The organism is Pandoraea sp. NPDC087047 (genome assembly GCF_044745225.1).
Lineage (GTDB): Bacteria > Pseudomonadota > Gammaproteobacteria > Burkholderiales > Burkholderiaceae > Pandoraea.
In genome coordinates this window covers 448,329-468,862 of the sequence record NZ_JBIUZU010000003.1, presented here as the reverse complement: position 1 = coordinate 468,862, position 20,534 = coordinate 448,329, and the positions used below count along the sequence as shown (strand labels likewise).

Here is a 20,534-nt window from a genome sequence, read left to right as displayed (position 1 = left end):
ACGCTATCGGGGAACGCTCCCACACCGTCCCAGCCAGCCCTGTTCGGGCCTCACCGTCGCTTCTGAAACCGCAGCAACGCGATGAAACACCCGCCGCCCACCAACGCCGTCACCACGCCGATTGGCAAGTCTTCCGGGGCGATCAGCGTTCGGGCGAGCACGTCGGCCCAGATCAGCAGCACCGCGCCGAGCAATGCCGAGACGGGCAATAGCCGTCCGTGCTCCGCGCCGACGACCGGGCGGCATGCGTGAGGTGTCACGAGTCCGACGAAGCCGATCGCGCCGCTTACCGCCACCATCGCCCCCGTCACGAGCGCACCGATCAGGAACACTTCGGCGCGCACGCGCGCCACGTGAACGCCGAGCGTGACGGCCGCCAGATCGCCCGTCATCAGCGCATTCAGTTCGCGGCGGCGTCCGAACAGCGTCACGCTGCCCGCGAACATGATCGTCGCCGGAATGGCGAGCATGTCCCAGCGCGCGAGACCGAGTCCGCCGAGCGTCCAGAACAGCACGGACGATGCCGCGCGCTGGTCGCCGAGATACAGCAACAGATTGGCCGCCGCGAGCATCACGAAGGAAACCGCGATGCCCGCCAGTAACAGGCGATCCCGCTCGAGCCGCCCATGCGCGTGCGCCAGCCCGATCACCGCGAGCGTGGCAACGGCTGCCCCCGCAAACGCCAGCAGCGACAGCGTGAACGGCCCGAAGATCGCGCCGAGAAAGAGCGTCGCGAACACCGCACCGAAGGTGGCGCCAGCGCTTACCCCGAGCAGATGCGGGTCTGCGAGCCGGTTCGCCGTCACCGCCTGCAACGCGACACCGACCATCGCCAGCGCTGCACCGACGATCGCCGCGAGCAACACGCGCGGCAGGCGAATCAGCCACACCACGGCGTCCTGCGACGCACTCCAGCCATGCGCCGCCGCGTTCGCGCCCGGCGCGTCGCCCGTCAGATGCGCGATGACGATGCGCGTGGTCACCGACGGTGCAATCGCCGTCGAACCGAACCCGGTCGCGAGCACGATCGATGCCATCAGCGCGACGGCCAGCACGGCAATCGCGACACGCGCCCCGCCTCGCGACACGCGCTTCACTTCGCGAACGCCTTGGGATACAGGCCGCGCGCAATCGTCTGCGCGGCCTCCGCGTTGTGAATGCCGGGCGTCGCCGCATCGTAGGGAAGCACGATGAAGCGGCGCGCCCGAATCGCATCGACCTGACGCAGCGCCGGTTGATCCAGCAGGAAGGCGATCTTCTGCGCTGCCGTGATCGCACTGTAATCGACGATCACGATCGCCTGCGGATTGCGCTCGACCACGCTTTCCCAACTCACGCTCGTCCAGCTTTGCGCAATATCGTCCATCACGTTGCGCCCGCCGGCCGCTTCGATGAGCGCTGTCGGCATCGCGAGACGCCCCGCTGTGAAGGGAGTGCCCTCGCCGCTGTCATAGACGAATGTCCGCACGGGCGAAGACACGCGACCGATGCGCCGCTTCAGTCCGTCAAGCTGCGTTTTCATGCGGTCGATGAGCGCGTGCGCGGCGGGCTCGACATCGAAGATGCGGCCGAGGTTGAGCAGATCGGTGTAGACATCGTCGAACGATGCGGCACCGCGCGGCATCACATGTGCGCACGACTCGCTCAGTTCATACGTGCGAATGCCCAGCGGCGCGAGCATCGCGGGTGTGACCGGGCCGCCGACACGCATGCCGTAGTTCCAGCCCGCGAAGTAAAAATCCGCGCCTGCCTGCACCAGCACTTCGACCGACGGATACTGCCGCGCGAGTTCGGGCAGTCCGGCGAGTTGCCGTCGCAGCGCGGCGTTGCCGGTTTTCCATCCGCTGATCCCCGTGAAGCCGACCATGCGCGGCTTGAGGCCCAGTGCAAGCATCATCTCCGTCAGGTTGACGTCATTGCTCACCGCGTGTTGCGGCGAGCGCTCGAAGGTCACCGAGCGATTACAACTCTTCACCGTGACGGGATAGCCCGCGGCCTGCGCGGCCTGCACGCCGATCAACAGCGCAAGGGTCAAAGCGAGTGTGCCGAGACAAACGAAGCGTTTCATAGCGGATGAACGAGTGTGATACGTGGACGGTGCGTGACGGGATGCCGGTCGATCAGCGTCTCCACCTTGAACACGCGCGCGAGCAGATCGACCGTCAGCACGTCGGCGGGTGTGCCGTGCGCGACGATCTCACCGTCGGCCAGCACGTACACACGGTCGCAATACGCAGCGGCAAGATTGAGGTCGTGAATCGTCGCGAGCGTGGTGATCTTCAGCGAGCGGATCAGCCGCATCAGTTCGACCTGATGATGCAGGTCGAGAAAACTGGTGGGCTCGTCGAGCATGAGCACGTCGGGTTGCTGCGCAAGGGCGCGCGCGAGCAGCACGCGCTGCTTTTCGCCGCCCGACAGCGTGGCGAACGCACGATTGCGCGCCGCGTTCATATCGACATCGGCCAATGCCTTCGCGACGATCGCGGCGTCCTCAGGCGTATCGACATCGAGCAGACGCTTGTGCGGCGTTCTGCCCATCCATACGACCTGTTCGACGCTGAGCCCGAAATCGTCGGGCAATTCCTGCAACAGCACGGCGACGTGCTGCGCGGACCAGCGCGGCGACGCCCGCCAGAGGTCCGTCTCGTCGAGCGTGACAATCCCCGCCTGCGGCTTCGCGTAGCGGAATGCGCAGCGCAACAGGCTCGTCTTGCCGCTGCCGTTCGGTCCGATCAGCCCAACGAACTCGCCGCGCGCGACGTCGAGCGTGATCGACTGGAGCAGCGGCGCCTCGCGCGAGCGTGCGAGGTCCGCTGGCGACCAGCTCAGGCGGGCGATGTGGAGTGCGCCGGGCATGGTCGGTCAGGCGCTCAGAACTTCATCGTCGCAACGACTTGCGCCGAGCGCGACGGGCCGAGCAGCCACTCGGACGGCGTTTCGGAGGTCACGGCGTACGCGCGATTCCCCAGATTGCGCAGGTAGAGCGCCAGATTCACGCGTTTGGTCACCTGCCACTGCGCCGACGCGTCGAACACCGTGTAGGACGGAATCGGCGCAGTGTTCGCATTGTCGCTGTAGCGGCGTCCCACGTAACGCAGCCCCGTGCCGAGCACCACGTCGTGCACCGGCGAGTAGGTCAGCCAGAGGTTGGCAGTCTGCTGCGGAATATTGCTCGGCACATTCCCGTTGCGCGATACGGCTACACCGCCCACGCTCTCGTCGAAGTTGTCGTAACGCGCGCGCAACAGCGACGCGTTCGCCTCCACCGAAAAGCCATAACCGAGCTTCAGCGCGCCCGACCACTCGACACCGCGCGACGACTGCTGGCCGACCTGCTCGGAGAGCGTCGGATTCAGCGGATTGGTCGTCAGCAGGTTCTTCTTCACGATCTGATAGACGGCGAGCGTCCAGAAGCCGCGTCCGTCCGGCAGTTCCTGCTTGAAGCCCGCTTCCCACTGCTGGCCGGTCGCGAGGCTGAACGCCGTTTGCGATTGCGACAGCGTGACGAGCGAGCCGATGCTGTCTGCGCCACGCGTGTACTGGCCGTACACCGAGGCCGATGGGCTGAGTTGATACACGAGGCCAAGCCGCCAGCCGACGTTCGAGAACGTTCTGCCGAAGGTGCTGCCGGTCGCAAGCTGGCGACGCGAATAGTCGATGTAGTCGTACCGCATGCCGCCCACCGCCGACAGACGCGGCGTGATGTCGAAACGATCTTCCGCGAACACGGCGGCCTGACGCGTGAGCGTGCGGAATTCCGGCACCGTCGGATCGGGGCTTGCGAATACGCCCGGATTGAAGGCGTCCACGCTCACCACCGACGATCCGCCGAACGGGCTATTGCTGTCGCGCTGGAACGAAATCTGGTTCGCCTCGACGCCGATCACGAAGCGGTTCGCATGGCCGGCCAGGGTGCGGTCGATGGTCGCGTCGAGCCGGTTGCCGACCTGATGTTCTTGTTGAATGATCTCGATGTAATCGCTGCGCGTCACCAGACGCGTGGACGGGTCGAGTTCATAGGTTTCGCTGTCGCGCCAGTGCCGGTTGGTGTTCAGGTAGTACAACTGGTCGCGGATCGTGATGCCTTCGGCCGCACGGTAGACACCCGTGAGCCGCGTGGACTGGTCGAAATAGGCGATCAGCGCGTTACCGACGTTGAAGTTCTGGTAGCGCAAGCTCTGATCGAGCGTGCCGTTGTTCAGCGGTACGCCGAAATACGTTGCCGGCAGTTGGCGGCCGTAATCGTAAGCGAGCGTGAACGAGAGCTTCGGCGAGACGTCGAGCTTCACCGCGCCGCCGAACGAGGTCGTATGCGACTCGCCGCGATCGACCCAGCCGTCGCTGCGGTTATCGCTCACGTAGAAGCGGTACGACAGCATCGGGCCGAGCGCGCCGGTCGTATCGAGGGCGAAACGCCGCTGGCCGTCGGTGCCGATGCCGGCCTGAAGGGTGGTCGCGTAGTCGCGTTGCGGTTGCTTGGGGATGACGTTCACCACGCCGCCGATCGCACCTTCGCCGTACAGCACCGAAGCCGGTCCGCGCAGCACATCGATTCGCTCGACCTGCCAGGTATCGAACGGGAATGTCATGGTGCCCGCGCCCGGATAGAGACGCGTGCCGTCGTAGAGCGTCATCACCGATTCCTGGCCGGAGAAGCCTCGCACGGCGAGTGCCGTGCCGCCATTGCCGGGGGCCGCGTTGCTGGTGAAGCCGGTGGCGCGTGTCACCGCGTCGGTGACGGTCTGGTCACCCCGCGCTTCGATTTGCTTTGCGGTGATCGTCTCGACGCTCGCGGGCGTATCGAGGCTCGACAGGTTCAGGCGAGAACCGGTTGCTGTCGGCGTGGAGAGCGGGGCGTCGTCGCGCGTCTGTTGAGCGTTGACCGTGACGAGCGGCAGGCCGGCGTCAGCGGCAAAAGCAGAGGCGGAAGTGCCGCCGAGCAGCCAGAGTGCGGTGAGCGCGGCCGGCGTGAGGGCGAAGCGGCGCGTGGCCGGGGCCTTGGTGACGGCCGTCGGGCGTGGGTAGTGCATGGTATTTCCCCTGTCGTCATATCAGACGACTTGTCGTTATCGTGCGATCTGGTGCAGGCGCGGACTGTCATCGTCGTCTCGGCATTTCGGTGTTTCGGCCGAAGCAGACGGGTCCTGTTATGTGTCGTACGGAAGCGCCGGATCAGGCGATCAACGGCGATGCGAAGCGACAATGCGCCGGCGTCGCGACGTCGGCATGGCCGAGGTGGCCGGGGAGAAAGCAAATTCGCAGCGAGCGAAGCGTGCGCGTCATACGGGGTCTCCTGGGGTTTCGCGCCCCAAAACAAAGGTCGATGAGTCCGACGGCCAGGTCTGACTTCCCGTCGCGATGACGGGTCACAGTGGCGCGACCGCGCTGGATTTACACCAGCTTCCGGCCGTCGGTAGCGCGCATTCTACGTGTTCCGGTAGGTTTACGAAATAAAGCGGCAACACTCTTTCATGCAGTCCGCTCATTTCGTCGTCACGCACCGTCGCGCTTGCGCAGCAGATAAGTGTCCATGATCCAGCCGTGCGTGCGACGCGCCTCGGTCCTCACGCGCTCGATCTCGTCCATCACATCGCGAAGTCTTCCCGAGATGAGGATCTCGTCTGGCGTGCCGACATACGCGCCCCAATAGATGTCGAGGTCCTCATGCGCGAGTTGCCTGTACGTGTGCTTCGAGTCGAGCATCACGACCACGCTGTCCACGCCGGGCGGGAACCCGTCGGCGATGCCGCGACCGTTCGTGATCTCGATCGATCGCCCGATCCGGTTCAATGGAATACGATGTTGCGCAGCCAGCGCCTGCACGCTGCTGATGCCCGGAATCACCTCGAAATCGAACTCGCCGTTGCGGCGGCCGTCGATGGATTCGAGGATACGAATGGTGCTGTCGTACAGCGACGGATCGCCCCAGACCAGAAAGGCGCCGACCTCGCCGTCTTGCAGTTCTTCCGCAATCAGCCGCTCGAAGATCTGTTGCTTGTCGCGGTTCATCTCGTCGACGGCCGACCGATAGTCGGTATCGGACTCGTCTGCCCGTCGCTCGGGACTCGTGGCCTGAACCACGCGGTAATCGCGACGGCTCACGAAGCGTTCGATGATGTGCCTGCGCAACGCGATCAGCTTTTCCTTCGCCGCCCCCTTATCCATCACGAAGAACACATCGGCGCGGTTGAGCGCGTTGATTGCCTGAACGGTCAGGTAGTCGGGGTTGCCGGCGCCAATGCCGATGATCAGGATCTTTTTCATTCGTCGGTCTTCCAGCGTCAGGCACTCGCGTACAGCGATGAATCGGCAAACCCCTCGGCCGCCAACACACGCCCGACCAGAATCAGGGCCGTGCGCTCGATTCCCGTCTCGCCGACCTTCTCGCCGATGGTGGCCAGCGTGCCTGTGACACGCGTCTCGTCCGGCCAACTGGCGCGATAGACCACGGCGACCGGGCAATCCTCGCCGTAATGCGGTTTGAGTTCCTCGACGATGCGCGCCAGGTGCCGCACGCCGAGATGGATCGCCATGGTCGCGCCGTGGCTGGCCAGATCGCCAAGCGCCTCTCCGGCGGGCATGGACGTCTTCGTCGCGTAGCGCGTCAGGATCACCGTCTGCGAAATGCCCGGCAGCGTCAGCTCGCACCCCAGCGTGGCGGCACACGCCGCCGTGGCCGTGACACCGGGCACGATCTCGTAGGGAATGTCCAGATCGCGAATGCGGCGGATTTGCTCACCGATCGCACCGTACAGCGACGGATCGCCGGAGTGCACGCGAGCGACATCCTGTCCCTTCGCATGTGCCTCCGACAGCAGCGCCACAATGGCGTCGAGATCGAGATCGGCGGTATTGACGACACGCTCGGCCGTGTGACCGGCCAGCACTTCCTCGGGCACCAGCGAGCCGGCGTAAAGAATCACGGGACAACTTCGAATCAGGCGCTGTGCCTTGACCGTGACCAGCTCCGGATCTCCCGGCCCGGCACCAATGAAATAGACCGTCATACTTCGCTTCCTTTTGAACAGGCGTGGATAGTACGGACGCACGCCTCGCTACGCAACGCATCGAGCGCCGCCAGCAATGCCTCCACGGTGTCGAACACCCGTCCGGTGTCGACGGCGTCGGGGCGCGTCAGCATCACGACTGGCAGACCAAGTGCGCGCGCGACGTCGAGCTTCGCCCCGGTCGCCGCACCGCCGCTGTTCTTGCTGACGACGACATCGATGTCGTGCTGCGCAAACAAAGCGCGCTCGCTGTCGTGTGTGAAGGGTCCGCGTGCACCGATCACGGTGGCCTGCGCGTTGCCCGGATGATCGTCCAGACAGCGAACGACCCAGATTTGATGAGCAGGAATCTCGTCAAGATGAGCGAGTGGCTCTCGTCCCAGCGTGAACAGCGGACGCGAGAAGCCGGCCAGCGCCTCGCACATGCCCAGCCAGTCCGGCACATATCGCCAGTCATCGCCCGGCTGCGCCTGCCAGGGCGCGCGACGCAGCGCCCAGACGTCGACATTGGCCAGTTGTGCCGCCAGCGCCGCGTTGGCGCTGATCCTCGCGGCATAGGGATGCGTCGCGTCGATCAGCAAATCGACGCCGTGCGCGTCGATGTAGCCCGCGAGCCCCTGCGCGCCACCGAAACCGCCTGCGCGTACGTCGCACGGCAGGTCGTCGGGAACGCGTCCCAGACCGGCCAGACTGTAGATGTCGCGGGGCCGGAGCTGACGAGCGATCTTCATGGCGTCGCCCGTGCCGCCTAGCAAGAGGACTCGCGTCATTTCGTCACGCCTCGACAGCGAACGCTGCCTCGGGCTTCATCACCTCCAGCAACGTGATCGGCAGCGCGGGACGCCACGTATCGAAACCACCCAGCGGCTGAACTTCGCTGAGCGCCAGGCGCGTGAGCGTACCGCCGTGACGCTCGCGCCACGCCATCAACGTCGTCTCGCCCTGCAAGGTCACGGCGTTGGCGACGAGGCGTCCGCCGGCGCGCAACTGCGACCAGCACGCGTCGAGAACGCCCGGTATCGTCACGCCGCCACCGATGAAGATCGCGTCCGGCACCGCCAGCCCCTGCAAGGCATCGGGCGCCCTGCCCGCCACGAGTTCCAGCCCGGGGACGCCCAGCGCATCGCGGTTATGCGCAATGAATGCCTGACGCGCGGGCGACGACTCAATCGCAATGGCCCGGCAGGTCGGATGCGAGCGCATCCACTCGATGCCGATCGATCCGCATCCGGCACCCACGTCCCAGAGCAGCGCGCCGGGAAACGGCGCTAGGCGCGACAACGTGATCGAGCGCACGTCGCGCTTGGTCAATTGACCGTCGTTGAGAAACGCCTCGTCGGGCAAGCCCACGGTCAAGGGCAAAGACTGCCCCGAACTGGCGCAGCACGAGAGCGCAATAATGTTGAGCGCCTCAACCTGGCGGCTGCCCCAATTGTCGGCATCGCCATCGATGCGGTGCTCACGCGGGCCGCCGAGAGACTCGAAGACACTCATGCGCGTGGCGCCGAAACCATTGGCGCGCAGCACAGCGGCGACCTCTGCGGGCGATGCGCCGTCACTGCTCAGCACCAGCAGCCGCGCGCTGTCGCGCAGATGAAGGTTCAGCGCCGCGAGCGGGCGGCCCACCAGCGAGATCGTCTGAACCTCCTGCAGCGGCCAGCCGAGCCGGGCGGCGGCCATCGATAGCGAGGACGGCGCGCTGATCACATGCATTTCATTCGGCGGTATCCGCCGGGCCAGCGTTGCACCGACGCCGAACAGCATCGGGTCTGCGCTGGCCAGCACGCACACCGGCGTGCCGCGCCACGCTTGCAGATGATCGACGTCGAACGGCCGGGGCCACGGTTCGCGCCGGGCGCGGATTCGTGTGGGCAACATCGACAAATGCCGGGGTGCGCCAGTCACGATGGCCGCGTCGAGCAGTGCCCGCCTGGCGTTCCGCCCGAGGCCGGCAAACCCGTCCTCCCCAATGCCAATCACCGTTAGCCAAGGCGTCGTTGCATCGCCGGTCGTCATTCTCAATCCCTTGTTCGGGCAGCGCAAAATCGCGGCCAAAAATCGCAGAGCAGGCATAATACCGCTTTGCCAGCGCCCCCTCGGGGCGACGACCTGCTCAGACAGCCGACGCGCTGTCGCCGCTCCTGCCATTTCATCGAACGTTGGGTAACGCACCGTCCCTTTCCCTGCGGCCATCGGCCTGCCCGGCACTGTCACGCATCGTGGTTAGCCGCGATGGCGGGTTATGCCGCGTCAAGCTACCCGGTGGAAGACTCACCGCAGCGCAAGCCGTCGTCATTGCCGATACCTCCGAGGCCCTCGCTGCCGGCGTCATCGAACTGACCAACCGGGCCAATCTGCAGTTGCGCGGTGTGAAACCGGGCGCCGAGCCGCGTGTGAGCGAGTCGTTGATCGCGGCCGGTCTCGGCCCGCACGTGTCGGCATTCGGGAACGAGCGCCAGTTGGCGCGCCAGACGGCCGTTGCCGACGACGTGCGCAACCTGATGCTCAGCGCCGCCGCGGGCCTCGATGTCGACGCCCTGTGCGATACGACGCCGTTGGCCGCGCAAATCCTCGCCCGTCTGGAAAATGAGCCGCGTTTCGCCGCGCTGTCGCCCAAGTTCTCGATTCTGCTCGACGGCGGGGAAAGCCTTGCCGCCCTCGATCATCCACACGATCTCTGGCTCTCGCCGATGCCTGCGGCAACGAACGTCGAGCCGATGTTCGTGTTCGGATTTGCGGGACAACCCACCACGACACCCGGCGGCGCACTCGCTGCCGTGCGGTCAAGCGATGTCCCCGCGGTGGTGCAAGCGTTACTGCACACCTTCATCGATCTCGCGGCCGCCGATCACCGGCGCATGCGCGACCTCCTCCAGGTGCAATCCGCCGACGACATTGCCGATCGCGCGGCCGCGACCGCCGGTGTGACATTGCAACGCAACGCCGCCGTGCGTGCGTGGCAACGCGCTGCGGCAACCCCGCTGCGCAGGTTCGGCGCGTGGCCCCAACGTGGCACCGGCGATGCCGGCATGTGGTACGTGGGCGCTCAGGCGCCGCTGGGCCGCATCGACGCCCCCACCTTGCGCGCCATCGCGCAGCTCTCGCTCTCATACGCAGGCGGCAGTTTTCGCCTCACGCCATGGCAAGGCGTGCTGATTCCCGACGTACACGAACGCAACGTGCCGCACGTAGAACGAGAACTCGATCGTCTCGGCATGATTCGCGACGCTCAGGCCCCGCTGGGCCGGTTGATCGCCTGTACCGGTTCGACGGGATGCGCCAAAGGGGCGGCCGATACGAAGGGCGATGCCCGTGAGCTCGCGGCACGCCTGCACACCGGCCTGGAAGTCCACCTGAGCGGATGCTTGCGCTCATGCGCGGCGGCGCACCGTGCACCCTGGACACTGCTCGCCGTCGGCCCGGCGCGATATGACCTGTACCGCCGCACGCCCGGTCGCGCAGGACTCGGCCATCGTCCGGACGACGCCACCCGCTTCGGCAAACGCCTCGCCACCCAAATGACCATCGAAGACATCGCGCTTCGACTCAACCAGCAAGACCGGAACACCCTGCCATGATTGATTATGTCCGCGACGGACAAGCCATCTACCGCGAATCGTTCGCGACGATCCGTGCCGAAGCCAACCTCTCGCGCATCCCTGCCGACCTCGAAAAGCTCGCCGTGCGTGTGATTCATGCCTGCGGCATGGTCGATATCGTCGACGATTTGCAGTTTTCGGAAGGCGCCGGCACCGCCGGGCGCAACGCACTGCTCGGTGGCGCACCGATCCTGTGCGACGCGAACATGGTCGCGTACGGCGTGACCCGTTCGCGCCTGCCCGCGTCGAACCCCGTGGTATGCACGCTCACCGACCCCGGCGTGCCGGATCTCGCCCGCACGATGGGCAACACCCGTTCGGCCGCCGCACTCGAGTTGTGGCGTCCGCAGTTGGCAGGCAGCGTGGTCGCTATCGGCAACGCGCCGACCGCCCTCTTCCATCTGCTCGACATGCTCGATCGGGGTGCGCCGCGTCCCGCGCTGATCCTCGGGTTTGCCGTGGGTTTCGTCGGTGCCGCCGAATCGAAAGCCATGCTGGCCGCCGACAGCCGCGGCGTGCCCTACGTGACCGTGTCCGGACGCCGCGGCGGAAGTGCCATGGCCGCCGCCGCCATCAACGCTTTGGCATCGGAAATCGAATCATGACGACACCCGGAAAACTCTACGGTATCGGCGTGGGTCCCGGAGACCCTGAGCTGCTCACGCTCAAGGCGCTGCGCCTGCTGCAGGCCGCCCCCGTCGTCGCGTATTTCGTGGCCAAGGGAAAGAAGGGCAATGCCTTCGGCATCATCGAAGGGCATTTGCTGGATTCGCAGACCCGCATGCCGCTCGTCTACCCCGTGACGACCGAAGCGCTCGCGCCACCGCTGTCGTACGAGGCCGTGATCGCAGACTTCTACGACACGGCCGCCGCACTGGTCGGCGAACACCTGCGTGCGGGCCGCGACGTTGCCGTCGTTTGCGAGGGCGATCCGTTTTTCTATGGCTCGTACATGTATCTTCACGACCGGCTCGCCGAGCACTTTGCCGTCGAGGTCGTGCCCGGCGTCTGCTCGATGCTTGGCGGCGCGGCCGTGCTTGGCACCCCGCTCGTGTATCGCAACCAGAGCCTGTCGATCCTCTCGGGCGTGATGCCCGAGGAGGAACTGCGCCGCAAGCTGGCCGACACCGATGCGGCCGTGATCATGAAGCTCGGCCGCAACTTCGAGAAGGTGCGTCGTGTGCTCGACGACCTGGGTCTGGCCAGCCGGGCGCTATACGTCGAACGAGCGACCATGCCGAATCAGCGCATCGTGCCGCTCGCGCAAGTCGATCCGAGCGCTTCGCCGTATTTCTCGCTTCTCGTCGTGCCGGGGCAGAAATGGCTGGGATGAACACCCCGTTGCCAACCTCGGCAGCGCCTGCGATCGTTGTGCTGGGCCGCAGCGCCCTCCCTACGGCGCGACGTCTTCAGGCAAGTTTGCCGAACGCCACCCTGCACGGGCTGGAGAGCCGCGTGGGCGACGAAGCCGACGTGCGCTTTACACAGCTCGGCGAGCATCTCCAGGCGCTCTATGCGCGCGGTACCCCGCTCATCGCGCTGTGTGCGGCGGGGATCGTCATCCGCTGCATCGCCCCGATGCTGAGCAACAAAGGAACGGAGCCTCCCGTGCTGGCGGTGGCGGAAGACGGCAGTGCAGTGGTCCCGCTGCTGGGCGGACTCGCCGGCGTCAACGTGCTGGCGCGTGACCTGGCGCAGACGCTGGGCATCGCCCCGGCCATCACGACAAGCGGCGAACTGCGCTTCGGCACCTGCGTGCTGAACCCGCCCGAGGGCTACGTGCTCGCCGACCTTGAGCAGAGCAAGCATTTCGTCTCCGACCTGCTGTCCGGCGAAACCGTGCGCATCGACGGCAACGCCCCCTGGCTTGACGACACCGCCTTGCCCCGCGCCGAAACGGCGGCCTTGACGATTCGCGTCACCCCCTTCGTCTCGAACCACAATCGCGACGCGTTGGTGATTCACCCTCGCAGTGTGCTCGCCATCGTTCCCGAGACACAGGCCATCGGCGCGCAACAGGTGCGCGAAGCACTGTCGGCACAGGCACTGTCACCGCACGCGCTGGCCGCCGTCGTCGCGCCCGATTCGCTGATGGGAAATCCGCAGACGAAGGCCGTCGCGGACGAACTGGGCGTGCCGTTACGTTTTGCTGCGGCAGCAGCGCTGGAGGGGGAGGACGGAGAGCGTTGGCTGACGACGACGCTCGGCCCGGATCTCGACATTCGGCGTGACGCCAATCAAATTCGGCTCGTGCGGGCACCTGCGCCGATCGATCCGTCCCGGGTTGGCCGGGCGCGCGGCACGCTGACAGTCATCGGCCTCGGTCCCGGCGATGTCGGGCTGCGGGTGCCGGAAGCGAGCGCCGCCCTCGCCGCGGCGACCGACATTCTCGGCTATGCCACCTACGTGAAGATGGCGGGCCCGTTTCGCGACACGCAGCGGGTGCACGCCACGGACAACCGCGAGGAATTGCTGCGCGCGCGTCACGCCTTCGAACTCGCCAGCGAAGGCAGGCACGTCGTGGTCGTGTCGTCGGGGGACCCAGGGGTGTTTGCGATGGCAGCGGCCGTACTCGAAGCGCTGGACATCAGCACCGATCCCGCCTGGAGACGGGTCGATCTGCGCATCGTGCCGGGTATCTCCGCGGCCATGGCGACGGCCGCGCAAGCCGGTGCGCCGCTCGGTCACGATTTCTGCCTGTTATCGCTCTCGGACAACCTGAAACCATGGCGCATCATCTGCGAGCGGTTGCAGCATGCCGCCCAGGCGGATCTCGTCATGGCTTTCTACAATCCGATCTCCCGTGCCCGGCCGTGGCAGTTGGGCGAGGCGCTCGACATCGTGCGCCAATGGCGCACACCGGACACTCGCGTGGTACTCGGGCGCGACATCGGACGCCCCGGCGCAACCCTCATCAACACGACGCTGGGCGAGTTGCGCCCAGAACAGGTCGACATGCGCACGATGGTCATCATCGGCTCGTCGACCACACGCGGTGTCGATGGCGGCCCGCACGGGGAGTGGATTTACACGCCCCGCTGGTACGGCGAGCCCGGCAAGCGTTGAGGCTATGGATCTGAAGGGGTAGGCGGCGTAGGCGGCGTAGGCGGATCACGACGCCGATTCGGCCACACCGAGTTCGTCGTACCCCTTCGCCCGATAGATGACGAACGACACGAGCCACGACAGGATGAACACGCCGATGATGACGAAACCGAGATTGTTGAAGTTCTCGTTGAGTTCGCCGATCACGTCCCAAAACCCGCCCGTCAGCGCGTACTTGTTCTGGAACATGCCGAGCGTCTCGATACCACCGATCAACATCGCAACGACCACCGACACCAGCGTGATCGTCAGGTTGTAATAGAGCTTGCGAATCGGACGCACAAAGGCCCACTCGTAGGCGCCCAGCATCAGAATGCCGTCGGTGGTGTCGACAAGCGTCATGCCTGCTGCAAAGAGTGCGGGGAACACCAGCACCACGCCGATCGACACGCCGTGCGCCGCCTGACTCGCGGACAACGCAAGCAGACTCACCTCTGTCGCAGTGTCGAAGCCGAGACCGAACAGGAAGCCCAGCGGCAGCATCCACAGCGGGTGCGACACCAGACGAAACATCGGGCGGAACAGGCGAGCCAGGAAGCCACGGTTGTTCAGCAGGATGTCGAGATCGTCGTTGTTATAGGGCAGACCGCGACGCACCTTGTTGAAGGCACGCCACACACCACGCAGGATGAAAATGTTCATCGCGGCGATCAGGAACAGGAAAGTCGCCGAGATGCTGGTGGAAATGATGCCGCCCACATCACGCCATGCCTCGACCCGGTTTTGCAGCGCAACGGCCGCCACGGCCACGCCTGCCGCCACGAGCAACACAACGGCCGAATGGCCCAGCGCGAAGAAGAAACCGACGCAAACCGGGCGCTGCCCGTCCTGCATGAGCTTGCGGGTCACGTTATCGATGGCGGCGATATGATCGGCGTCCACCGCGTGCCGCAGGCCGAAACCCCAGGCGAGCACGCCGGTGCTCAGCAACAGGGGATCGCCGGCAAATGCGATGTAGGTCCAGATCCAGGCGCCGACATTGAAAGCCGTGAGCAAGGCATACATGCCGCCGACACGGCGACGCAACCGACCCGAGGGCGATGCGGTTTGAACGAAAGTGGACATGCAGATTTATCCTGAGGTCAAGGCTGTCCTTGCAACGGGCAACCCGCGTGCGAGTTGCTTGCGCCACGAGGAACCATCAGCACAAAAGGTTAGTCGTCAGCGCCGATCGACGTCAATTTCCGGACGGCCCGGCACCCTCGCCTGTTGTTTCGTCCCGTCATTGTTCCGTCCCCAATTCATACCGGGCGATCTCGTCCAGATGCACGCATTCGGCGCCCCATGCGAGCGCGAGTCGTTCGCTGCCGCCGAGCGTGATTCGTCCCCGCTCGCAATCGACCACTACCACTCGGTCTGCTGCGGATGGTCTCGACGGAATATCGTGCAGACGGCCGTCGGTCAGCACCCACAACACACGCACTTGCGACGCGTGACGTCGTCGGGCCTGATCGAGCAGACGCGTCGCGGCGGCCACACCGGCCGGCAAAGGCGTGCCGCCGCCACCGCCAATGGGCTCGATCCAGCGCTCGTTCCACCAGCGCGGCACAGCCGGCCCGAACAGCACCTCGGCACGATCGCCGCCGAAGCGAATCAGCGCGACGTCGGAGCGCTCTCGCGCCAGCCGGTTGAAGCTATCGAGCAGCCACCCTTTCGCCTGCGCAAGACTCGCGAGCATCGACGCTGACCCGTCGAGCACGAAGCAATGCAGCACACTGCTCGCCGCCTCGTGCCCGACAAAGCGCAGGTGCGTTTTGTCCAGACGGCGTGCGCCTTTGCACGCCAACGTGGGTCCCCAGGCAATGTGCGGCCCGACTCCAGACGTCTCGCCTCGCCGCTTGCGACCTCTCGCCCCGTCCAACCATCGGGAACCGCCGGGTGCTCCGGTGGTGGCGTCATCCCGATGGCTCAGCGTTTTTTTGCCGAAAGCGGCACCACGTCCTTGACGCGTGTCGTGCCGACGGGCTCGGGCGGCAGATAGCCCCAATCCGGGGCCTCTTGCGCAGACGTGTTCGCGGCCTCGGGGGCCTGACCTGCATCGCCTGCCCCATGTGCATCGTGTGCGGTGCCGCCGGCGCCGCCCGCGTCTCGTGACGGGTTCGCCTCGGACGGTGGCGCATGCCGCCGATGCCGCAGCACGGCCTCAGCCACGCGCTCGACATGCGTGCGCGTCACCGTCGCCGACGCTTCGAGCGCCGCCAGCGCCCGCGCCGCACGCAGCATGATGAGATCCGCGCGCATGCCGTCCACCTGTGCTGCGATGCACAGCGTGCTCACGGCGTCGTGAACGTCATCGCCGATCTCCACGGAAGCGAGTGCGGCGCGCGCGTCGAGAATGCGCTGGCGCAGTTGCTGCTGCGCGCTCGCATGGCGCGCGTGGAACGCGACCGGATCGAGATCGAAGTCCAGCCGTGTCTTGACGATCTGCTGGCGCACCTGCGGATCGAAGCAGTTTTCGAGCGCCACCATCAGCCCGAAGCGATCCAGCAACTGGGGACGCAACTCACCCTCTTCGGGATTCATCGTGCCGATAAGCGTGAAACGCGCAGCATGACGATGCGAGACGCCGTCGCGCTCAACGATATTGACGCCGCTTGCCGCCACATCCAGCACCACATCGACGAGGGCATCGGCGAGCAGATTCACCTCGTCGACGTACAACACGCCGTGGTGCGCACGCGCGAGCAGGCCCGGCGAGAACTTCACGCCACCGCCACGCAATGCCTCGTCGATATCGAGCGTGCCGATCAGGCGCGCTTCGCTGGCACCGAGTGGCAGGGTCACGAAATGGACGCTGGTGGCTTCGGGCGCTTCGGCCGAAGCTGGCAACAAATCGGCAAGCGAGCGCGCCGCCGTCGATTTGGCGGTGCCGCGCGGGCCACAGATCAGCACGCCGCCAATCGACGGATCAACCGCGACCAGCAGCAAGGCTTCGCACAACGACGCCTGACCGATCAGTGCCGTCAATGGAAACGGCGGGGGCAGCGCAATGGATTCCATATCGATCTTCCGGGTCACGACGATCTCCGTTCGACTTCCTGTCCGGCCGCGAGCAGATGCGCCTCGATTTGCTCGCGATACGCGCCGGGCGTCTGCCACAGGCCACGGCCGATCGCTTCGAGCAAGCGCTCGCAGACGGCCCGCAGCGCATGCGGATTGTGTTGCTGCATGAATTCGCGGGTGTTCGCATCGTTCAGGCAGGCATCGGTCACGAGCCCGTACTGATGGTCCGAAATCACACGCGCGGTCGCGTCATAGCCAAACAGGTAATCGACCGTTGCCGCGATTTCGGCCGCGCCTTTGTACCCGTGCCGCTTTACGCCGTCGAGCCATTTTGGATTGACGACGCGCGAGCGGATCACCCGGGCGATTTCCTCGCTCAGCGGACGAATGCGCGGGGCATCGGGACGGCTGTGATCCGCGTGATAAATCTCGGGCTGCCGCCCCGAAAAATGCCGCACGGCGGCGGTCATGCCGCCCTGGAACTGGTAGTAATCGTTCGAGTCGAGCACATCGTGCTCGCGATTGTCCTGGTTCTGCAAGACAACGTCGATGCTGGCCAGACGCGTCGCGAACGCCCCATGCGCCTGCTCGCCGGAACCGCCCTGCGCATAGGCATAGCCGCCGGATTCCCGATAGGCCAGCGCCAGATCCTCGTCGGTCTGCCACAGCCCGTTATCGATCATTTGCTGCAAGCCTGCGCCATACGTGCCGGGCCGCGAGCTGAACACGCGCCAGCCCGCACGCTTGCGTGCGTCGGCAGGATCGAGCCCGCGTGCGATCCATGCATCGCGTTCGCGCAGCACGCGAGCGCGGATCGGATTGATCTCTTCGGGCTCGTCGGCGAGTTCGGCCACCGCCTGCACCGCCGCGTCGAACAGATGCATGACGTTCGGAAACGCATCGCGGAAGAAACCGGAAACGCGCAGCGTCACGTCGATACGCGGCCGCTCCAGTCCGCCCGGCGGCAGGATCTCGAAGTCCGTCACGCGATGACTGCCCGCGGCCCACTTCGGCCGCACACCCAGCAGCGCAAATGCCTGGGCGATGTCGTCGCCCCCGGTGCGCATCGTGGCCGTTCCCCAGACCGACAGGCCGATGGCGCGGGGATAATCGCCGTGCTCCTGCAGGTGACGCTCGATCAACTGACGCGCCGACTTCACGCCAAGTGCCCACGCCGTCTGGGTGGGAATCGCGCGCGTATCGACGGAGTAGAAGTTGCGTCCCGTGGGCAGCACGTCGGGCCGGCCGCGCGATGGCGCCCCGCTCGGTCCCGGCGGCACGAACCGGCCTTCGAGGCCACGTTTGAGATGTCGCAGCTCTTCGCTGCCGCAGGCGTCCAGACTCGGCAGGACATCTTCACGCGCGCGTGCAAGCACGACGCGCGTCTCGGGCAGGTCCTGCGTTTGCCGATCCATCGCGGGGTCGTCTGCGTTGCCGAGCGTCTCGAGCAAACTCGCCGCCAGCAGTTCGAGCCGCTCGCGCGTATCGCCCTGGTGACGCCACGGCGCATCGCTGACCTGCGCCAGCCGTTGCGGACGCGGTCCTTGCCACGGCGTCGACCATTCGGCCTTCAGCGGATCGAATTGATCGGCGATCTGTAAATCCCGGGCCAGCGCGTCGATCAGGCTCGCGTCGCGGCCCTGACCGCTGCCGACCGGAAAACGCATCAGCGCGAGCAGCGTGTCGCGACGCTCGCGTCCCGCCGGCGAACGCCCGAAGACGTGCAGACCGTCGCGAATCTGCGTCTCCTTCAGCTCGCACAGCCACGTGTCCACGCGCGTGAGCAATTCGTCTTCGGCATCCGCATCGTCGGGCACCGCCAGACTCAGCTCTTCATGCAAACGATGGCGCACGATGGTCTCGAGAATCGTGCTGCGCAACAGCTTCGCGCGGCGCGCGTCGACCATCAGCGCTTCGTAATACTCGTCGACCTGCCGCTCCAGATCCTGCAACGGGCCGTAAGACTCCGCGCGGGTGAGCGGCGGCATCAGGTGATCGATGATGACGGCCTGCGCACGCCGCTTGGCCTGACTGCCCTCGCCGGGATCGTTGACGATGAAGGGATAGAGGTGCGGGGTCGGGCCAAGCGTCAGATCGGGCCAGCAACTGCCGGCCAGCGCCACACTCTTGCCCGGCAGCCATTCGAGACTGCCGTGCTTGCCGACGTGTACGACAGCGTCGACGCCGAACGTATGACGCAGCCAGAAGTAGAACGCGAGATAGGCGTGCGGCGGCACCAGTTCGGCGTCGTGATAGCTGGCGTAATCGCCTTCCACACGCGAGCGGGACGGCTGGATGCCGACGAACACGTTGCCGCATCGCCAGCCGGCGATCGTGAAGCGTCCCTGCCGAACGGTCGGGTCGCTCTCAGCCGTCCCCCAGCGCTCGTTCAGCGCATCGCGCACGTCCGCCGGCAGTTTCGCGAACTCGGCCAGATAATCGTCAAGCGCGTAGCTCTGGAACGCCGGGCGCAGGTCGCGCGTCTCGGGATCGTTCGTCACACCGCGCGTCAGGCGCGCCATCAGCGCATCGCCGCCCTCCGGCAATGCGTCAACGCGATATCCCTCGTCGCGCAGCATCGTCAGGATCTCGACGACCGACGCCGGCGTATCGAGTCCGACGCCATTGCCGATGCGCCCCTCGCTCGCGGGATAGTTGGCCAGCACGAGCGCGAGCCGCTTCTGCGCGTTCGGTTGCGTGCGCAGGCGGCACCAGCGACGGCTGAGTTCGGCGACGAAGTCGACGCGCTCCCTGTCCGGCTGATAGCGCACGACGTCGACTTCTGTGTGCTTGCAGCGGTAGTCCAGTCCCTTGAAGCTGATCGCGCGCGTAATGATGCGGCCGTCCACTTCGGGTAACGCCACATGCATTGCGATATCGCGTGAATTGAGGCCCTGGTTGTCCTTGACCCAATCGTCGCGATTGCCGCCACTGAGAATGACCTGCAACACGGGCGCATCGCTGCCGAACACCTGCGACTGCTTCGGGTCTTCCGGCGTTGACGTCGAGAAAGCCGTGGTGTTGAGCACCAGCCCGACGTCATGCGCCTCGCACAGCCGGTGCACCACATCGAGGCTCAACGCGTCCTTGAGCGACGTGATGGCAATCGGCAGCGGATTCAGGCCGCGAGCCGTCAGCGCATCGATCAGCGCATCGAACACCACGGTATTGGCCGCTTGCAGATGCGCGCGATAGAAAAGGATGGCGACGACAGGCGCACCGGCGTGCCAGCAGGCCTGCCAGTCGGCAATCGTCGCGCTATGGGTTTTCGGATGGTAAAGCGTGGCATTCGGCACGGGCACCGGCAGCGGCGGTTCGTCTCCCCAACCGAGTGCCTGCCAGGCGATGGCTCGCAAGAAGGCTTCGGCGTTGACCGGGCCGCCCTGGCGCAGATAACGCCACAGGCGTGTGCAGAACGCCGGGCTGGCGGTGCTCAGCGCCGTCAGGTTCGGGTCTTCCTGCAGGTCGCCCGAGAACATCACGAGCATCTGGCCGCGACGCTCCGCCAGTTCGACGATGCGCTCGATCCCGTACGGCCAGTACGCTTCCCCGCCCAGATGATCGACCACCACGACGCGCGCATGTTGCAGCACGTCGTCGATATAGAAATCGACGGAGGCCGGTTGCCGCAGGTAGGTAACATTGGCGAGCCGCAAGCTCGGGAAATCGTCGCCAAGCCGCTCGACGACACTCGCCAGCAGCGACAACGTCGTGTCGGCCGAGCTGAGCACGACGATGTCGGCCGGACGCTGGTCGATGCGGATCACGCCGGCGGCGTCGTCGACAAAGCCGCCGGGGACCGTGCGTAACAGATGCATTG

Annotated in this window: 16 protein-coding genes and 1 riboswitch; of the genes, 4 read left to right on the top strand and 12 right to left on the bottom strand. The window is 65.8% G+C overall.

The window, feature by feature from the left end; genetic code table 11:
* Positions 1 to 50: 50 nt before the first annotated feature.
* The 8 genes from ACIPHM_RS07620 to cbiE form a co-directional block, all read right to left on the bottom strand.
* Positions 51 to 1,037: a FecCD family ABC transporter permease gene (locus ACIPHM_RS07620; RefSeq protein ID WP_400326581.1), complete on the bottom strand. Its 987-nt coding sequence runs from the start codon at positions 1,035 to 1,037 to the stop codon at positions 51 to 53.
* A gap of 56 nt (positions 1,038 to 1,093) precedes the next feature.
* Positions 1,094 to 2,068, bottom strand: a complete 975-nt coding sequence (locus ACIPHM_RS07615; protein WP_400326309.1) for an ABC transporter substrate-binding protein — start codon at positions 2,066 to 2,068, stop codon at positions 1,094 to 1,096.
* Entirely contained in the window at positions 2,065 to 2,856 is a 792-nt protein-coding gene (locus ACIPHM_RS07610; protein ID WP_400326306.1) for an ABC transporter ATP-binding protein, read from the bottom strand. Before ACIPHM_RS07610 ends, ACIPHM_RS07615 begins: the two co-directional genes overlap by 4 nt.
* Before the next feature lie 14 nt (positions 2,857 to 2,870).
* On the bottom strand, positions 2,871 to 5,030 hold the full coding sequence (locus ACIPHM_RS07605; protein ID WP_400326304.1) for a TonB-dependent receptor: 2,160 nt from the start codon (positions 5,028 to 5,030) through the stop codon (positions 2,871 to 2,873).
* Positions 5,031 to 5,329: 299 nt separating this feature from the next.
* Positions 5,330 to 5,414, bottom strand: a riboswitch (adenosylcobalamin (AdoCbl) riboswitch).
* A 79-nt stretch (positions 5,415 to 5,493) separates the two neighbouring features.
* The gene (gene cobF, locus ACIPHM_RS07600; protein ID WP_400326301.1) at positions 5,494 to 6,264 is read right to left on the bottom strand and encodes a precorrin-6A synthase (deacetylating); all 771 of its coding nucleotides are present in this window, start codon (positions 6,262 to 6,264) and stop codon (positions 5,494 to 5,496) included.
* 17 nt (positions 6,265 to 6,281) lie between these two features.
* Positions 6,282 to 7,007 carry a precorrin-4 C(11)-methyltransferase gene (cobM, locus tag ACIPHM_RS07595; protein WP_400326299.1) on the bottom strand — a complete coding sequence of 242 codons (726 nt, stop codon included), beginning with the start codon at positions 7,005 to 7,007 and terminating at the stop codon, positions 6,282 to 6,284.
* The gene (locus tag ACIPHM_RS07590) at positions 7,004 to 7,777 is read right to left on the bottom strand and encodes a cobalt-precorrin-6A reductase (RefSeq protein ID WP_400326296.1); all 774 of its coding nucleotides are present in this window, start codon (positions 7,775 to 7,777) and stop codon (positions 7,004 to 7,006) included. Before ACIPHM_RS07590 ends, cobM begins: the two co-directional genes overlap by 4 nt.
* Before the next feature lie 4 nt (positions 7,778 to 7,781).
* Positions 7,782 to 9,023, bottom strand: coding sequence for a precorrin-6y C5,15-methyltransferase (decarboxylating) subunit CbiE (cbiE, locus tag ACIPHM_RS07585; RefSeq protein WP_400326294.1), 1,242 nt, complete (start codon positions 9,021 to 9,023; stop codon positions 7,782 to 7,784).
* A gap of 203 nt (positions 9,024 to 9,226) precedes the next feature.
* On the opposite strand from cbiE, the gene cobG reads away from it, so the two are divergent.
* Genes cobG through cobJ form a run of 4 tightly spaced genes read left to right on the top strand, consistent with a single transcriptional unit; the run spans position 9,227 to position 13,672 of the window.
* Positions 9,227 to 10,585 carry a precorrin-3B synthase gene (cobG, locus tag ACIPHM_RS07580; protein WP_400326291.1) on the top strand — a complete coding sequence of 453 codons (1,359 nt, stop codon included), beginning with the start codon at positions 9,227 to 9,229 and terminating at the stop codon, positions 10,583 to 10,585.
* Positions 10,582 to 11,211, top strand: a complete 630-nt coding sequence (locus ACIPHM_RS07575; protein ID WP_400326288.1) for a precorrin-8X methylmutase — start codon at positions 10,582 to 10,584, stop codon at positions 11,209 to 11,211. Before cobG ends, ACIPHM_RS07575 begins: the two co-directional genes overlap by 4 nt.
* On the top strand, positions 11,208 to 11,939 hold the full coding sequence (locus ACIPHM_RS07570; RefSeq protein ID WP_400326285.1) for a precorrin-2 C(20)-methyltransferase: 732 nt from the start codon (positions 11,208 to 11,210) through the stop codon (positions 11,937 to 11,939). The genes ACIPHM_RS07575 and ACIPHM_RS07570 overlap by 4 nt, the downstream gene beginning before the upstream one ends.
* Positions 11,936 to 13,672: a precorrin-3B C(17)-methyltransferase gene (gene cobJ, locus ACIPHM_RS07565; protein WP_400326283.1), complete on the top strand. Its 1,737-nt coding sequence runs from the start codon at positions 11,936 to 11,938 to the stop codon at positions 13,670 to 13,672. The genes ACIPHM_RS07570 and cobJ overlap by 4 nt, the downstream gene beginning before the upstream one ends.
* A 45-nt stretch (positions 13,673 to 13,717) precedes the next feature.
* On the opposite strand, the gene ACIPHM_RS07560 is transcribed toward cobJ, so the two are convergent.
* The 4 genes from ACIPHM_RS07560 to cobN form a co-directional block, all read right to left on the bottom strand.
* On the bottom strand, positions 13,718 to 14,776 hold the full coding sequence (locus ACIPHM_RS07560) for a HoxN/HupN/NixA family nickel/cobalt transporter (RefSeq protein WP_400326280.1): 1,059 nt from the start codon (positions 14,774 to 14,776) through the stop codon (positions 13,718 to 13,720).
* 157 nt (positions 14,777 to 14,933) lie between these two features.
* Positions 14,934 to 15,572: a VWA domain-containing protein gene (locus ACIPHM_RS07555; protein WP_400326277.1), complete on the bottom strand. Its 639-nt coding sequence runs from the start codon at positions 15,570 to 15,572 to the stop codon at positions 14,934 to 14,936.
* Between the two features lie 47 nt (positions 15,573 to 15,619).
* On the bottom strand, positions 15,620 to 16,711 hold the full coding sequence (locus ACIPHM_RS07550) for an ATP-binding protein (RefSeq protein WP_400326578.1): 1,092 nt from the start codon (positions 16,709 to 16,711) through the stop codon (positions 15,620 to 15,622).
* A 14-nt stretch (positions 16,712 to 16,725) separates the two neighbouring features.
* Positions 16,726 to 20,532, bottom strand: coding sequence for a cobaltochelatase subunit CobN (gene cobN / locus ACIPHM_RS07545; protein ID WP_400326274.1), 3,807 nt, complete (start codon positions 20,530 to 20,532; stop codon positions 16,726 to 16,728).
* Positions 20,533 to 20,534 lie beyond the last annotated feature (2 nt).

Bases quoted from the DNA above. Each gene is read 5' to 3' on its own strand.
- cobM (WP_400326299.1), bottom strand. From the start codon at position 7,007: ATGACGGTCTATTTCATTGGTGCCGGGCCGGGAGATCCGGAGCTGGTC.
- ACIPHM_RS07575 (WP_400326288.1), top strand. From the start codon at position 10,582: ATGATTGATTATGTCCGCGACGGACAAGCCATCTACCGCGAATCGTTC.
- cobJ (WP_400326283.1), top strand. From the start codon at position 11,936: ATGAACACCCCGTTGCCAACCTCGGCAGCGCCTGCGATCGTTGTGCTG.
- ACIPHM_RS07560 (WP_400326280.1), bottom strand. From the start codon at position 14,776: ATGTCCACTTTCGTTCAAACCGCATCGCCCTCGGGTCGGTTGCGTCGC.
- cbiE (WP_400326294.1), bottom strand. From the start codon at position 9,023: ATGACGACCGGCGATGCAACGACGCCTTGGCTAACGGTGATTGGCATT.
- ACIPHM_RS07610 (WP_400326306.1), bottom strand. From the start codon at position 2,856: ATGCCCGGCGCACTCCACATCGCCCGCCTGAGCTGGTCGCCAGCGGAC.
- ACIPHM_RS07590 (WP_400326296.1), bottom strand. From the start codon at position 7,777: ATGACGCGAGTCCTCTTGCTAGGCGGCACGGGCGACGCCATGAAGATC.
- ACIPHM_RS07550 (WP_400326578.1), bottom strand. From the start codon at position 16,711: ATGGAATCCATTGCGCTGCCCCCGCCGTTTCCATTGACGGCACTGATC.
- ACIPHM_RS07620 (WP_400326581.1), bottom strand. From the start codon at position 1,037: ATGGCATCGATCGTGCTCGCGACCGGGTTCGGTTCGACGGCGATTGCA.
- cobF (WP_400326301.1), bottom strand. From the start codon at position 6,264: ATGAAAAAGATCCTGATCATCGGCATTGGCGCCGGCAACCCCGACTAC.
- ACIPHM_RS07615 (WP_400326309.1), bottom strand. From the start codon at position 2,068: ATGAAACGCTTCGTTTGTCTCGGCACACTCGCTTTGACCCTTGCGCTG.
- ACIPHM_RS07570 (WP_400326285.1), top strand. From the start codon at position 11,208: ATGACGACACCCGGAAAACTCTACGGTATCGGCGTGGGTCCCGGAGAC.
- cobN (WP_400326274.1), bottom strand. From the start codon at position 20,532: ATGCATCTGTTACGCACGGTCCCCGGCGGCTTTGTCGACGACGCCGCC.
- ACIPHM_RS07605 (WP_400326304.1), bottom strand. From the start codon at position 5,030: ATGCACTACCCACGCCCGACGGCCGTCACCAAGGCCCCGGCCACGCGC.